This window comes from Roseovarius halophilus (ex Wu et al. 2025) (assembly GCF_047086965.1).
This window is the reverse complement of the sequence record NZ_JBKOTX010000004.1, coordinates 31380-44942: the sequence shown is the minus strand read 5'-3', so window position 1 is coordinate 44942 and position 13563 is coordinate 31380. Positions and strand designations below refer to the sequence as shown.

General features: G+C 66.4%; 12 protein-coding genes. 8 read left to right on the top strand and 4 right to left on the bottom strand.

Going from position 1 to position 13563, the window contains the following annotated elements:
* The 3 genes from ACH107_RS01440 to ACH107_RS01430 form a co-directional block, all read right to left on the bottom strand.
* Complete coding sequence (locus ACH107_RS01440) at positions 1 to 1038, bottom strand: rod shape-determining protein (protein ID WP_310691013.1); 1038 nt, start codon at positions 1036 to 1038, stop codon at positions 1 to 3.
* Between the two features lie 216 nt (positions 1039 to 1254).
* Complete coding sequence (locus ACH107_RS01435; RefSeq protein WP_412504329.1) at positions 1255 to 2814, bottom strand: 2-isopropylmalate synthase; 1560 nt, start codon at positions 2812 to 2814, stop codon at positions 1255 to 1257.
* A gap of 322 nt (positions 2815 to 3136) precedes the next feature.
* Complete coding sequence (locus ACH107_RS01430; RefSeq protein ID WP_310691011.1) at positions 3137 to 3823, bottom strand: histidine phosphatase family protein; 687 nt, start codon at positions 3821 to 3823, stop codon at positions 3137 to 3139.
* Between the two features lie 54 nt (positions 3824 to 3877).
* Here ACH107_RS01430 and ACH107_RS01425 point away from each other — a divergent pair, with 54 nt between their 5' ends.
* From ACH107_RS01425 to ACH107_RS01390, 8 genes are all read left to right on the top strand, one after another.
* Complete coding sequence (locus ACH107_RS01425) at positions 3878 to 4537, top strand: SDR family NAD(P)-dependent oxidoreductase (RefSeq protein ID WP_412504328.1); 660 nt, start codon at positions 3878 to 3880, stop codon at positions 4535 to 4537.
* Positions 4534 to 6060, top strand: a complete 1527-nt coding sequence (locus ACH107_RS01420; protein ID WP_412504327.1) for a cryptochrome/photolyase family protein — start codon at positions 4534 to 4536, stop codon at positions 6058 to 6060. Before ACH107_RS01425 ends, ACH107_RS01420 begins: the two co-directional genes overlap by 4 nt.
* A gap of 314 nt (positions 6061 to 6374) precedes the next feature.
* Positions 6375 to 7865: an alkaline phosphatase gene (locus tag ACH107_RS01415; RefSeq protein ID WP_412504326.1), complete on the top strand. Its 1491-nt coding sequence runs from the start codon at positions 6375 to 6377 to the stop codon at positions 7863 to 7865.
* 124 nt (positions 7866 to 7989) lie between these two features.
* On the top strand, positions 7990 to 8412 hold the full coding sequence (locus tag ACH107_RS01410) for a hypothetical protein (protein ID WP_412504325.1): 423 nt from the start codon (positions 7990 to 7992) through the stop codon (positions 8410 to 8412).
* Entirely contained in the window at positions 8409 to 9098 is a 690-nt protein-coding gene (locus ACH107_RS01405) for an ABC transporter ATP-binding protein (protein WP_412504324.1), read from the top strand. Before ACH107_RS01410 ends, ACH107_RS01405 begins: the two co-directional genes overlap by 4 nt.
* Positions 9091 to 10410, top strand: coding sequence for an ABC transporter permease (locus ACH107_RS01400; protein ID WP_412504323.1), 1320 nt, complete (start codon positions 9091 to 9093; stop codon positions 10408 to 10410). The genes ACH107_RS01405 and ACH107_RS01400 overlap by 8 nt, the downstream gene beginning before the upstream one ends.
* Before the next feature lie 18 nt (positions 10411 to 10428).
* Entirely contained in the window at positions 10429 to 11013 is a 585-nt protein-coding gene (locus ACH107_RS01395) for a copper chaperone PCu(A)C (RefSeq protein WP_412504322.1), read from the top strand.
* Positions 11010 to 11570, top strand: a complete 561-nt coding sequence (locus ACH107_RS01390) for a TlpA family protein disulfide reductase (protein WP_412504321.1) — start codon at positions 11010 to 11012, stop codon at positions 11568 to 11570. The genes ACH107_RS01395 and ACH107_RS01390 overlap by 4 nt, the downstream gene beginning before the upstream one ends.
* Positions 11571 to 12481: 911 nt before the next feature.
* Here ACH107_RS01390 and ACH107_RS01385 read toward each other — a convergent pair.
* On the bottom strand, positions 12482 to 13501 hold the full coding sequence (locus tag ACH107_RS01385) for an extracellular solute-binding protein (protein WP_412504320.1): 1020 nt from the start codon (positions 13499 to 13501) through the stop codon (positions 12482 to 12484).
* Between the last annotated feature and the right edge of the window lie 62 nt (positions 13502 to 13563).

The following is a 13563-nucleotide window of genomic DNA, read 5'->3' as shown; positions in this document are numbered from 1 at the left end:
TCAGCTTTCGTAGTCGATCACGTGGCGAAGCTGTTTTTCGTATTCCAGTGCCTTGCCGGTGCCAAGCGCGACGCAGGTGAGGCTCTCGTCGGCGACCGACACGGCAAGGCCGGTCTGTTCGCGCAGGGCGAGGTCCAGATGGCCCATCAGCGCGCCGCCCCCGGTCAGCATCACGCCGCGGTCGACGATGTCGGCGGCCAGGTCGGGCGGGGTGGCCTCCAGCGCGGTCATCACCGCCTCGCAGATCTGCTGGACCGGTTCGGCCAACGCCTCGGCCACCTGGGCCTGACTGATCTCGGTTTCCTTGGGCACGCCGTTGAGCAGGTCGCGGCCGCGGATCTGCATGGACTGGCCGCGCCCGTCGTCGGGCATCCGCGCGGTGCCGATCGAGGTCTTGATGCGTTCGGCGGTGCTGTCGCCGATCAGCAGATTGTGCTGGCGCCGCAGGTAGTTGATGATGGATTCATCCATTCGGTCCCCGCCGACCCGGACCGAGCGCGCATAGACGATGTCGCCCAGCGACAGGACCGCGACCTCGGTGGTGCCGCCGCCGATGTCGACGACCATGTTGCCGGTGGGATCGGTGATCGGCATCCCCGACCCGATGGCCGCGGCAATGGGTTCGGCGATCAGACCCGCGCGCCGGGCGCCCGCCGACAGCACCGACTGGCGGATGGCGCGCTTTTCCACCGGGGTCGCGCCGTGGGGCACGCAGACGATGATCTTGGGCTTGGAGAAGGTCGAGCGCTTGTGCACCTTGCGGATGAAGTACTTGATCATCTCCTCGGCGGTGTCGAAATCGGCGATCACGCCCTCGCGCATTGGGCGGATGGCCTCGATGGAGCCGGGCGTGCGCCCCAGCATGAGCTTGGCGTCCTCGCCCACGGCCAATACCTTCTTGACGCCGTTCTTGACGTGATAGGCTACCACTGATGGCTCGGACAGGATGACGCCGCGGCCCTTTACGTAGACGAGCGTGTTCGCCGTCCCGAGGTCGATCGCCATGTCCGACGAAAACAAACTTGCAAATCCAGCCATTCTGCGGCCCCGTCCCCCATTGGAAATTGGCCCGAGACTCCCGCTGGAACTCGAACTGTCCGTGCTTATAGGCGCGTGACCGGGCGGGGAAAAGGGGTCTTGGACGGCGGGGGCACTAATCCGCCGTGCCCTTTCCGGCCCCGAGGTCGCTCTGCGGGCCGGTCCGCAGGGCGCGTGCCGTGGCGCTCGGGCCCCGACCGAGCCTGTGCGCCGCGTTCATTCGCCCGCGTCGGTGTAGCGGATTTCCTTCACGTCGGCGCCCGGTGCGGTCTTTTCGCGGCGCACGATCAACCGGTTGAGCGCGTTGATATACGCCCGCGCTGAGGCCACGACCGTGTCGGTGTCCGCCGAGGAGCCCGTTGCGATGCGCCCGTCCTCGAAAAGGCGCACGGACACTGTGGCCTGTGCGTCTGTTCCTTCGGTCACGGCGTGGACCTGGTACAACTCCAGCCGCGCCGCGTTGGGCCAGATCGCGCGCACCGCCTTGAACGTGGCGTCCACCGGGCCGTCTCCGGTGTCGGTCACGGTGTGGCTGGTGCCCTCGACCTCCATGGTCAGGGTCGCCTCGGCCGGGCCGCCGGTGCCGCAGGTGACCTTGAGGTCGAGCAGTTTCAGGTGGTCCTCTGCGCCCTCGTTGATGCGCACCAGGGCGATCAGGTCGTCGTCGTAGACCTCCTTCTTACGGTCGGCCAGGTCCTTGAAGCGGGCGAAAATGTCCTTGACCTCGTTGTCGCCCAGATCGAAGCCCAGTTCGTCGAGCTTGGCCCGCATCGCCGCACGGCCCGAATGCTTGCCCAGGGGCAGCGAGGAGGCGGCCAGGCCGATGTCCTCGGGGCGCATGATCTCGAAGTTCTCGCGGTTCTTGAGCATCCCGTCCTGGTGGATGCCGCTTTCATGGGCAAAGGCGTTCTTGCCGACGATGGCCTTGTTGAACTGCACGGGGAATCCGGAAACCGTGCTGACCCGGCGCGAGATCGCCATGATTTTGGTGGTGTCGACACCCGTGTGAAAGGGCATGATGTCGCCGCGGGTGCGCAGCGCCATGACGACCTCTTCCAGCGCTGTGTTGCCGGCGCGTTCGCCCAGCCCGTTGATCGTGCATTCGATCTGCCGCGCGCCGCCCTCGACTGCCGCAAGGGCATTGGCCGTGGCCATCCCGAGATCGTTGTGACAATGGGTGGCAAAGACGACGTCCTCGCCCCCCGGCACCGCGGCGATCAGGCGGCGGATCAGGTCGGCGCTTTCGCCCGGGGCGGTGTAGCCGACGGTATCGGGGATGTTGATCGTCGTGGCCCCGGCCTTGATGGCGATCTCGATCACCCGGCACAGGTAATCCCCTTCGGTCCGGGTGGCATCCATGGGCGACCATTGGACATTGTCGCAAAGGTTGCGCGCGTGGGTGACCGTCTCGTGGATGCGCTCGGCCATCTCGTCCTGGGTCAGGTCCGGAATGGCCCGGTGCAGGGGCGAGGTGCCGATGAAGGTGTGGATGCGCGGCGACGCGGCGTGCTTCACCGCCTCCCAGCAGCGGTCGATATCGGTGACGTTGGCCCGGGCCAGCCCGCAGATCGTGGAGTCCCGGCTGCGCCGGGCGATCTCGGCCACGGCCTTGAAATCGCCCTCCGAGGCGATGGGAAAGCCCGCCTCGATGACATCGACGCCCATCTCGTCGAGCATATCGGCAATCTCCAGCTTTTCGTCATGGGTCATGGTCGCGCCCGGGGATTGCTCGCCGTCGCGCAGGGTGGTGTCGAAGATCAACACATGGTCGGTCATTGGGGTAAGGTCCTTGTTTTCCTTAGCGATGTTCTGGCTGGTGTCCGGCGCGTCATCCCCCCTGAGCGGTCGCGCCGAAAGGCACGCTCAGAGGCGGCTAAGGAGAAGCAGGCCGAGCAGGGCCGGGCGATGAGCGATGCGCGTCATGAGGCCGCACTATACGCCAGCGATTGCGTTTGGAAAGGGGGCGGTGACAAAATTGTGCGCGTCCGCGCGCTCTTTTTCGGCCAGTGGAGAGGTGACGCGCCAGGCCCGTCGCGCTGTTCGGGAGGCGGTGGCGGGCGCCTCGGGCGGCGGTCTTTTGCGCCAAGGAAGCCGGCGGTCAGATCCAGCTACGGCTGTCCGCGCGTTCGGGCGCGTCCAGGTGGGGAATGGCATTGAAACTGGACAGGAAGGTGCCGCTGTCCAGCACGCGGAAACGGTGGATCGAGGAGTTGTAGATCGGCAGAAGCACCTGGGCCAGGCGTTCGGTGTCCAGATCAAGGGCAAGTCGCAACGCCATGGCGATGACCCCGCCCGAGGTGACACAGAGCACACGGCGGCCCGGTTCGGCGGCCTCGACCAATACGGTGCGGATGCGGGCCTCGAAGCCCGCGAAAGGCTCGGCACCGGTGATCTCGGCGGCGTGCCAGGCCTTGAAGGTCTGCGGGATATGGGACGCGAAATCCTGTTCCGAGGCTGGCTGGGCCAGCCCATGCGTGATCTCGACGTCCCGCGCAAGGGCGAAATAGTCCAGCTCGTTGAGCCTGTCGTCCGCCTTGTCCGGCGTCACACCCATGCCCTGGGCAGTCTCGCGGTGGCGCCGCATGGTACCGCTGAGGACATGGTCGAAGGGGGTTTCGTGGCGGCGCATCCAGTCGCCCAGCCAGGCGGCCTGCTGGTGGCCCAGCGGCGAGAGGCGGTCGTACTCCGCCTCGCTGGTGGCACCCGAGTTGGCCTGCCCGTGCCGGACCATGACGATCTCGCCCATCTTCATCCCTTCCTTGTCGTTGCCGACGCTGGGTCGCACGCGGGCGGCGCCGAGACAACTGGAAAGGCGCGGCCCGCGTCCTATGCTTGGCGCATGAAACAAGCACTCGTCATAGGCGCCTCGGGCGGAATCGGCGCGGCCCTGGCCGCGGAGTTGAAAACACGCGGGTATGCCGTGACCGGATTGTCACGGTCCCGCGACGGGCTGGACGTGACCGACGCGGCGTCGGTCGCCCGGCATCTCGGGGCGCTGGAAGGCCCCTTCGAGGCGATCTTTGTCGCCACCGGCACGCTGGCCGCGGGTGCGAGGCCCGAGAAATCCCTTTCGGCCATCGCACCGGAACAGATGGCGAGGGTCGTCGCGGTCAATGCCATCGGCCCCGCGCTGGTGCTGGCCCAGGTCGAGCGGCTCTTGCCCCGCGAGGAAGGTTCAATGGTGGGCGTGTTGTCGGCGCGCGTCGGCTCCATAGGGGACAACCGGATGGGTGGCTGGTATTCCTACCGCGCCTCCAAGGCGGCAGCGAACCAGATGATCCACGGCGCGGCGATCGAGATCGGGCGCAAGCGCAAGGCGGCCGTGGTCGCCGCATTGCATCCGGGGACGGTCGAGACCGCCTTCACCGCCGGGCACCCGGGCCACGACAAGGTCACGCCCGAGGAGGCCGCGCGGCGGCTGTGCGACGTCATGGCCGGGCTGGAGCCCGCGCAGACGGGCCGGTTCTATGACTATGCGGGCCGGGAGATCCCCTGGTGACGCGGCTGGTCCTGGTCCTTGGCGACCAGCTGAGCGAGGGAGTGTCGGCGCTGCGTGCGGCGGACAAGGCGCGTGACGTGGTTGTCATGGCCGAGGTGGCCGACGAGGCGGGCTATGTGCCTCATCACCCCAAGAAGATCGTGTTTGTCTTCAGCGCGATGCGCAAGTTTGCCGCGCAGTTGCGCGCGGCGGGGTGGGACGTGCGCTATGGCCGCTTCGATGATCCGGAGACTGGCGGCAGCATCTGTGCCGAGCTTCTGCGCCGCGCCGACGAGGTCGGCGCAAGCGAGGTGCTTGCCACCGAGCCGGGCGAATGGCGCCTGATCAAGGCGCTAAGGGCCTGTCCGGTGCCTGTGGCGTTGCAGCCCGATGACCGGTTCCTGTGTTCGCATGGCGACTTCGAGGCCTGGGCCGAGGGGCGCAAGGCGCTGCGCATGGAATATTTCTATCGCGAGATGCGGCGCAAGACCGGCCTGCTGATGGAGGGCGGTCAGCCTGCGGGCGGGCAGTGGAACTTCGACCATGACAACCGCAAGCCCGCGCCGGGGGCGGTCGATTTCAGCGGACCGATGCGGTTCGAGCCCGACGAGGTGGTGCGAGAGGTGCTGGATCTGGTCGACGACAGGTTCGGCGACAACTTCGGCGATCTTGAGGATTTCTGGTTCGCCACGGACCGGGCGCAGGCGCAGCGCGCACTGGCGCACTGGGTCGCCTGGGGCTTGCCGAAATTCGGCGACTATCAGGATGCCATGCTGCGCGGCGAGCGGTTCCTCTGGCATGGCGTCATCTCGATGTATCTCAACGCCGGGCTGCTGGACCCGATGGAGGTCTGCACGGCGGTGGAACAAGCTTGGCAGGATGGCGCGGCCCCGCTGAACGCCACCGAGGGCTTTATCCGTCAGGTTATCGGGTGGCGGGAATACGTGCGCGGCATCTACTTTCTTGAGGGTCCGGACTACACTTCGAGGAACGCTCTGGGCCAGACCAGGGACTTGCCCGCGGTCTACTGGGGCGGCGAGACGAGGATGCGCTGCATGGGCGAGGCCGTTGCCCAGACCCGGGCCGAGGCCTATGCCCACCACATCCAGCGGCTGATGGTGACCGGCAATTTCGCGCTGCTGGCGGGGATTGACCCGGGCCAGGTGCATGAATGGTATCTGGCGGTCTATGCCGATGCCTATGAATGGGTCGAGGCGCCCAACACGATCGGGATGAGCCAGTTCGCAGATGGCGGCATCATCGCCTCGAAGCCCTATGTTTCAAGCGGCAACTACATCAGCAAGATGTCGGATTACTGCAAGGGTTGCGCCTATTCCGTGACTGCCAAGACGGGGCCGGGGGCCTGCCCGTTCAACCTGCTCTACTGGCACTTCATGGACCGCCACCGATCGCGCTTCGAAGGCAACCCGCGCATGGCGCAGATGTACCGGACCTGGGACCGAATGGATGTGGACAAGCGCGAGACGGTCCTGGGGGAGGCCGGTGAGCTATTGGCCCGGCTGGATGCAAGAGAAGCAGTGTAGTTTACGTTGATCTTGATGTCCACCAGATGCTCCTCTCTCAACCTATGTTCGCCACAATAGTCGCGGTTTTGTGGGAAGGCCGTTCATCCATTAGCTCGCTGTTCTTCGTCCGGAGCCGAACACGTCAGAGAGGCCCATGGAGGGTGCGTTCCCGGAGCTTCGCGCGCCAAGCTGCAATATAAAATAACATTCGAAATCCCAGTCCGCACAAGGACGAACCCGTCCACATTTCGTCAAATCGTTACGAAACTGCAGCCCGCCCGTCATGTCCCGCCCATAGACGTCGGAGCGCTCGCAACACAGAGGGACCACTCATGAAAACTTCCATGCTCGCCATCACCGCCACCCTTCTCGGGACGGGTGCGATGGCCCAGGACCTGCCGCAGGCCGACAGCGACTGGTTCACCGCCGCCCAGGAGCGTCTGCAAACGCAACTGGACGCGCAGCCCAACACCAACACCGCCAAGAACGTGATCATCCTGGTCTCGGACGGCAACGGTGTCGGCACCAACTACGCCTCGCGCCTCTGGGCCGGCCAGCAGGAAGGCGGTCTGGGCGACGACTACAACCAGCCGCACGACCTGTTCCCGAATCTGGCCCTGGTCAAGACCTACAACACCAACGCCCAGACCCCCGACAGCGCCGGCACCGGCACCGCCATGATGTCCGGCATCAAGACCAAGGCCGGGATCATCGGTGTCACCGAAGCCGTCAACCGCGGCGACTGCTCGACCCTGCCCGGCAACACCGTTGCCTCGCTGAACGAGATCATGACCGAGATGGGCAAGGAAACCGGCATCGTCTCGACCGCGCGTCTGACCCACGCCACGCCGGCCTCGGCCTATTCCAAGACCGTTGAGCGCGGCTTCGAAGCCTCGGTCCCCGAGGGCTGCGACACCCAGACCGACATCGCCACCCAGCTGATCGACGCCATGGAAGCCGGCACGATCGACCTGGCCATGGGCGGCGGCCGCCGCAACTTCATCGGTGAGGACATGGAAGTCGAAGAAGGCACCACCGGTCGCCGCGCCGCTGGCGAGAACCTGATCGCCCGCGCTCAGGAGCTTGGCGCCCAGTACGTCCACGACACCGAGACCTTCGAAGCCGCCGCCCTCGACGGCACGCCGATCCTCGGCCTCTTCGAATCCTCGCACATGCAGTACGAAGCCGACCGCGACAACGAGCCGAGCCTCGCCGAAATGACCGCCTCCGCGATCACCGCGCTGGAAGCCAAGTCGGCCGATAACGGCTTCTTCCTGCAGATCGAAGCGGGTCGCGTCGACCACGCCAACCACGCCGGCAACCTTGCCCGCGTCGTGCAGGACCAGAAGGCCTTTGCCGATGCCGTCGCCATGGCCGACGAGATGACCGATGACGAAGAGACCCTGATCGTCGTCACCGCCGACCACGAGCATGCCATCGCGTTCAACGGCTACTGTGGCCGCGGCTCGAACATCCTGGGCCTGTGCATGGGCATCAACGGCGAAGGCGTCGAGCACACCGGCGAAGCCGAACTGGCCTCGGACGGCAAGCCCTTCACCGTCGCCGGCTACCTGAACGGCGCCGGTTCGGTCCTGATCGAGCAGCCCGATGGCTCCTACTTCGGAACCCGTCCAAACGTGACCGAAGAAGAAGCCACTGACATCGACTACCCGCAACAGGCGCTGGTCCCCAAATCGTCGGAAACCCACTCGGGTGAAGACGTGGCAGTCTATGCCAAGGGCCCCTGGGCGCACCTGTTCAACGGCACCATAGAGCAGAACCTGATCTTCCACGTGATGCATCACGCTGCCACGGCCGAGTAATCGGATCGAAACTCCGGGAGGGGGCCGTCCGCGGCCCCCTTTCCTTGTTCCGGATCAACGCGAATCCGCCCGGCGTTTCTTATGAATGTTACATCATAACGCCACACTGACATCGGAGACCGCCATGCACCGTAGACAGTTCCTTACCCTTGCCCCCGCCCTGATTGCCGCGCCCGCCGTGCTGCGCGCGCAGGACGACACCCTCAAGCTGCGCGAGCTTTACGAGGGCCGGGATTTTTCCCCGCTCGCCCGTGACCTAGAAGGCACCACCATCGACGTGGACGGCTACATGGCCCCGCCGCTTCAGGCCGATTCCACTTTTTTCGTGCTGACCAAGATCCCCATGTCGGTCTGCCCATTCTGCGAAACCGAAGCGGAATGGCCCGATGACATCCTTGCCATCTACACCCGGCGCAAGTTCGACACTGTGCCCTTCAACCGCAAGATTGTCGTCACCGGCGCGCTTGCACTGGGCAGCTACCGCGACCCCGACACCGGGTTCCTGAGCATGGTGCGCCTGGAGAACGCGCGACTGCGCTTCGGATGACCGGGATCAGTCTGTCCATATCAGACCTCGAGGTGACGGGGCAGGGCGGCCGCCGCATCCTGTCCTTGCCTCGGCTGGAGGTGCCCGCCGGCACGGCCGTGGCCGTGCGCGGGCCATCCGGGGCCGGCAAGTCGACGCTGCTCTATGCCATGGCCGGGATCATCGCGCCCGCCCGTGGCCGCATCGCCTGGGGCGACACCGAGATCACCGGGCTTGATGATGGCGGACGGGCCGCGTTCCGCCGCCGCAGCGTCGGGTTCATCTTCCAGGAACACCTGCTGTTCGAAGAGCTGTCCGCGCGGGGCAACGCCGCGATCACCGCGCTCTATGCGCCCCGTCGTGACCGGCGCGGCATCCGCGACAGTGCCGAGGGCCTGCTGAGCCGTCTTGGCCTTGGTGCAAGCGCCGCACGTCGCTCTGATACCTTTTCCGGGGGCGAGCGTCAGCGCATCGCCGTGGTGCGCGCCCTAGCCGGGGATGCCCCGGTGATCCTGGCCGATGAGCCCACCGCGAGCCTCGACCGCCCCAATGCCGATGCGCTCGCCGATGACCTGATGCGGTTGGCCCGGGACGACGGGCGCACGCTTGTCACGGTCAGCCATGATCCGGCCCTGCATGACCGAGCCGATCATGTGATCGACGTGGTCGATGGCCGCGTCCAGACCCCCGAGGTGCTGAATGCCTGATCTCATCGCCGATCTGCTGGCCGGGCTACCGTTGTGGATGGAAAATGCCGTTATTCTGCTGGTCGCGCTGCTGCCGGTGCTGGTGATCGGTGTGCTGGTGCTGCGCGGCTTTTCCGTGGGCCCGTTGTTGTCGGCGCTGCTGCGGCGGCAGGCCTGGGTCAGCGTCGTATTTACCACGCTGATCGCGGTTTCCATCGGGCTGGGCGTCGGGTTGATCGCGCAGGAACGTGGCCTGCGCCAGGGCACCGCTCGCGCCGCCGACAAGTTCGAACTGGTCGTCGCCGCGCCGGGCAGCGAGATCACCGCCATGCTCGCGGCGGTCTACCTGCAACCCTCGGCGATCCCGCTGATCGACGGGCCGACCTATGCGCAGGTCGCGGACCACCCCAACGCCGAGTTGGTCGCGCCGCTGGCCTTTGGCGACAGCTACGAGAATGCCCCGGTTGTCGGGTCCACGCCTGCCTTCGTCGAGTATCTGTCCGAAGGGTTGGCCGAGGGCCGTCTCTTCCAGACCGAAACCGAGGCCGTCGCCGGCGCCCGCGCGCCGCTTGGCGTTGGCGACAGCTTCGCCCCCCAGCACGGGGTGGGCGACGCGGTCGAGGGCGCGCATGGCGGTTTCGAATACCAAGTTGTCGGGCGGATGCCACTGACCGGCTCGCCCTGGGATCAAGCCTACATCGTGCCCGCCGAATCGGTCTGGGCGGTGCACGGGCTGGCCAATGGCCACGGGCCGGAGTGGGACGGCCGCGTCGGCGCGCCGTTCGACGCGGACTATTTCCCCGGCACGCCGGCGGCGCTGGTCAAGGCCGACACGCTGGGCGGCGCCTATGTCATGCAGTCCCAGTTCAATACTGATCAGACCATGGCCCTGTTCCCGGGCACGGTGCTGTCGCGGCTGCACGCGCTGATGGGCGATATCCGGCAGGTCATGTCGATCCTGGCCATCGTCACGCAGGTGCTCGTGACCGTGGGTGTGCTGGCTGGCCTGATGATGCTGACGCGGCTGTTGTCGCGCCGTCTCGCCCTGTTGCGTGCCCTGGGCGCGCCGCGGCGGTTCAACTTCGCCCTGACCTGGTCCTATGCCGTCACCCTGATCGTGGTCGGCGCCGGGCTGGGGCTTGCGCTCGGGGTTCTGCTGACGCGGGCCATCTCGGGCGTGATCACGGCACGCACGGACATCCTGGTGACGGCGTCGCTGGGCTGGTCCGAACTGCACCTCGTCGGCGCTTTCGTGAGCCTGACGGCCCTGCTGGCGCTGATCCCCGCCTGGCTGACCATGACCCGACCTGTCGTGCGCGACCTGCGCGGCTGACCTGAAATGGAGAGTTCCATGACACCGAAGCACCTGATCCCCTTCGCTCTTCTGGCCGCCCTTGCCTGGCAGCCCGCCCTCGCCGCTGGCGACGACCATGACGCCGAGACCGCCGAGGCCCATTCTGACGACCGTGACCACGAAGCGGACCACGACGACGACCACGCAGCACACGAGGACGAATCCGGCGACACCGACCATTTGAGCACCATGGGCGATCTGCGCCTGTTGCATGGCTGGACCCGTGCCACCACGGACGACACCGCCCTGATCTTCGTCGAGATCAAGAACACCGGCGAGACGCCCGTTACCCTGACCGGGGGCGCTGCGGACCTGGCCGAAAGCGCGGCGCTGGTGGGCTTCACGCTCGAGGACGGAACGCCCGTCTATCCCGAACTGCCCGCCCTGCCCGTGGCCCCGGCCACCGAGATGGTGCTGGCCCCGCAGGGCGTCGCGCTGCGGCTGGATGGCCTGTCACGCGCCCTGGCCGAGGGCGAAAGCTTTGACGTGACCCTGGCCTTCGCCGAGGCCGAGGTGGCGGTGACCGTGGACGTCGAGGCCGCCGACGCCAGCCAGCACGGCCATGCCGGCCACGCACATTGACGCGCCGGGGTCGGCCTGCCGCGCTACTGGCGGCGATGCTTCTGGCCCTGCCCGCCGGGGCGCAGCAGGCCGAGCAGGGGGCCGGTCTGGACGACCTGTTGGTCGGCGAGATGGCCAGGCTTCAGGTTGGCACCCAGCCTGTCGCTTCGGCTGCTTTCACCGGGGCGAATGGTGCGCCGATGACGCTGGAGGACTTTGCGGGCAAGCATGTGCTGGTGAACTTCTGGGCGCCCTGGTGCGCCCCCTGCCGCGAGGAGATGCCTGAGCTTTCGGACCTGCAGTCCGAGCTGGGCGGCGAGGCCTTCGAGGTGGTCACCATCGCCGTGGGGCGAAACCGTCCGGATACGATGGCGCGGTTCCTCGACGAGGTCGGCGCGGGCAACCTGCCGCTGCACACCGATCCGGCAAGCCGTCTGTCGGGCGCGATGGGCGCGCTGGGCCTGCCGGTGACCGTTCTGGTCGACACCGAAGGCCGCGAGATCGCCCGGCTGCAGGGGGCCGCCGACTGGGCCAGCCCCGAGGCGCTGGCACTGATACGGCACTTGTCGGATCAATAGCGTCGATCGCCCTGGACGGCGGAGCGGGCGCGCGCCAGCGGGTGGTGGTATTTCGCGTCGCGCCGAAAATCCAGCGGGCCCACGCTCTGATAACCCTGTGCGGTATCAACCCTGCGCGGCTGTGAACAGCACCCCCCTGCCAGCGGCAAGACGTCGCCGTGCCGCACGCCAGGGGACCGGGTGTTGAAGACGATAGGGTGCAGATGCGATAATCGGACACGACATTCTTGCCGCCGTCGAAGGTCGTGCAGTCGATCATTCTTAAATTGATTAGCGTCGGGCCTTCCGAACTGCCTTCAACATAGTCGGCGGGATCGTTGCCCGCCGTCGGCGCGGGGTCGGTGATCGCGACGTTCTGAAACGACGCGGCCAGCCAGGCACCGCGCTCAGGGAGTACGGGTTTGTCGATGAACGCGATCTCTTGGACAACCAGGGTGCCCCCCCGTGCCATGACCAGACGTGCCCTGCACTGTGGCGCGTTCGACATGATTCACCCTTCGCGCGTCGTCGGCGGCGGTGTGGTGTTTTCTCAAGGCGGGGAACCCTGTAAGGCGATGCCATGAGGGTCAACGCTTGCCGCCGAAATCGGGTTCTTGCCGGGGTCGCGCTCGCGACGCTGGCGTCTGCGCTGGCCGCGCAGGACGCGCCGATCGCGACAGGCTTCAACAGCTATGGCCAGCCGGGTCTGATCGACATGCCGGTGGCCACGAGTCGACCGGACGGTGAGTTGGCCTTCACGACAAGCAGTTTCGCCGGGCAGACACCCGACGCCGGGGCAGGAACTGCCGCGCTTCGGGACGGCGGCGCTTGTGGTATCCTGCCAAAGTCTACGAAAACGGCGCAAGGCAGGGCATTGCGCCGTTCCATGCCGGGGTGGGCAGGGGCGTGGCGCGGCCCCCGCCGATAGAGGATCACTCCCAGCCGGCCTCGTTCAGCAACATCTGCGCCGCGGGAATGTTGTCGGCGATGACTGCTGCATCCAGGTCGTCGGGCTGGAAGAAGCCCAGTTCGGCCACGGACGGGCTGAGCGCGACGCCCGGCACGGCCGGGTATTCGTCGTTGCCGGCCGAGAAGTATTCCTGCGCCTGGTCCGAGGCGAGGTATTCGAGGAAGCGCACCGCGTTGTCGCGGTTCGGTGCATGGGCTGCCACGCCGCCGCCGGACAGGTTCATATGCGCGCCGGTGCTGTCCTGATTGGGGAAGACCCAGCCGATCATGTCACGGCTGTCGGACAGGCCGTCCACGTCCTTGCGGATCGCGCGGGCGAAGTAATAGGTATTCACCACGGCGATGTCGCACTCGCCCGAACCGATGCCGCGCAGCTGGTCGGTGTCGCCGCCCTGCGGGTCGCGGGCAAAGTTGGAAACGACGGCCTCGGCCCAGTCCCGCGTGGCCTCTTCGCCGAGATGCGCGATCAGCGCCCCTGTCAGCGTCTGGTTGTAGACGTTGGAGGATGACCGAATGCAGATCTGGTTCTCGTAGGCCGGATCGGCGAGATCCTGATAGGTGGCCGGCGGGGTGTCCACGTCGTTCTTGTCATAAAAGATGATGCGCGAGCGCTGCGAAAAGCCGAACCACTGGCTTTCGTCGTCCTGCGCATGGGCGGGGATGCGCGCCTCGAGGACCTCGGAGTCGACCGTCTGGAACAGGCCCGCGTCCTTGGCGCGTTCAAGCCGCGACGTGTCGACGGTCAGGAAGACGTCGGCAGGGCTGTTGTCGCCCTCGGCCTCCATGCGGGCGATCAACTCGTCGGCATTGCCCTCGATGCGGTTGATGGTGATCCCCGTCATCTCGGTGAAGTCGGAATAGAGCCGTTCGTCGGTATCGTAGTGACGCGACGAGTAGATATTGAGTTCGCCCTGGGCAAAGGCCGGCACCGCCATGGTGGCGGCCAGCGCGGTCATCAGCAAGCGGCTGCGAATCGAAGTCATCAGTGTCTCCTCGGGTTGGTTGAGCGTTTTTATCAGATACATCACGCAGCACAGCTGTCAAG

What these genes read in the sequence shown, in the direction of transcription:
- ACH107_RS01440 (WP_310691013.1), bottom strand. Translation starts at nt 1,038, where the DNA reads ATGGCTGGATTTGCAAGTTTGTTTTCGTCGGACATGGCGATCGACCTC.
- ACH107_RS01435 (WP_412504329.1), bottom strand. Translation starts at nt 2,814, where the DNA reads ATGACCGACCATGTGTTGATCTTCGACACCACCCTGCGCGACGGCGAG.
- ACH107_RS01425 (WP_412504328.1), top strand. Translation starts at nt 3,878, where the DNA reads ATGAAACAAGCACTCGTCATAGGCGCCTCGGGCGGAATCGGCGCGGCC.
- ACH107_RS01415 (WP_412504326.1), top strand. Translation starts at nt 6,375, where the DNA reads ATGAAAACTTCCATGCTCGCCATCACCGCCACCCTTCTCGGGACGGGT.
- ACH107_RS01410 (WP_412504325.1), top strand. Translation starts at nt 7,990, where the DNA reads ATGCACCGTAGACAGTTCCTTACCCTTGCCCCCGCCCTGATTGCCGCG.
- ACH107_RS01405 (WP_412504324.1), top strand. Translation starts at nt 8,409, where the DNA reads ATGACCGGGATCAGTCTGTCCATATCAGACCTCGAGGTGACGGGGCAG.
- ACH107_RS01400 (WP_412504323.1), top strand. Translation starts at nt 9,091, where the DNA reads ATGCCTGATCTCATCGCCGATCTGCTGGCCGGGCTACCGTTGTGGATG.
- ACH107_RS01395 (WP_412504322.1), top strand. Translation starts at nt 10,429, where the DNA reads ATGACACCGAAGCACCTGATCCCCTTCGCTCTTCTGGCCGCCCTTGCC.
- ACH107_RS01385 (WP_412504320.1), bottom strand. Translation starts at nt 13,501, where the DNA reads ATGACTTCGATTCGCAGCCGCTTGCTGATGACCGCGCTGGCCGCCACC.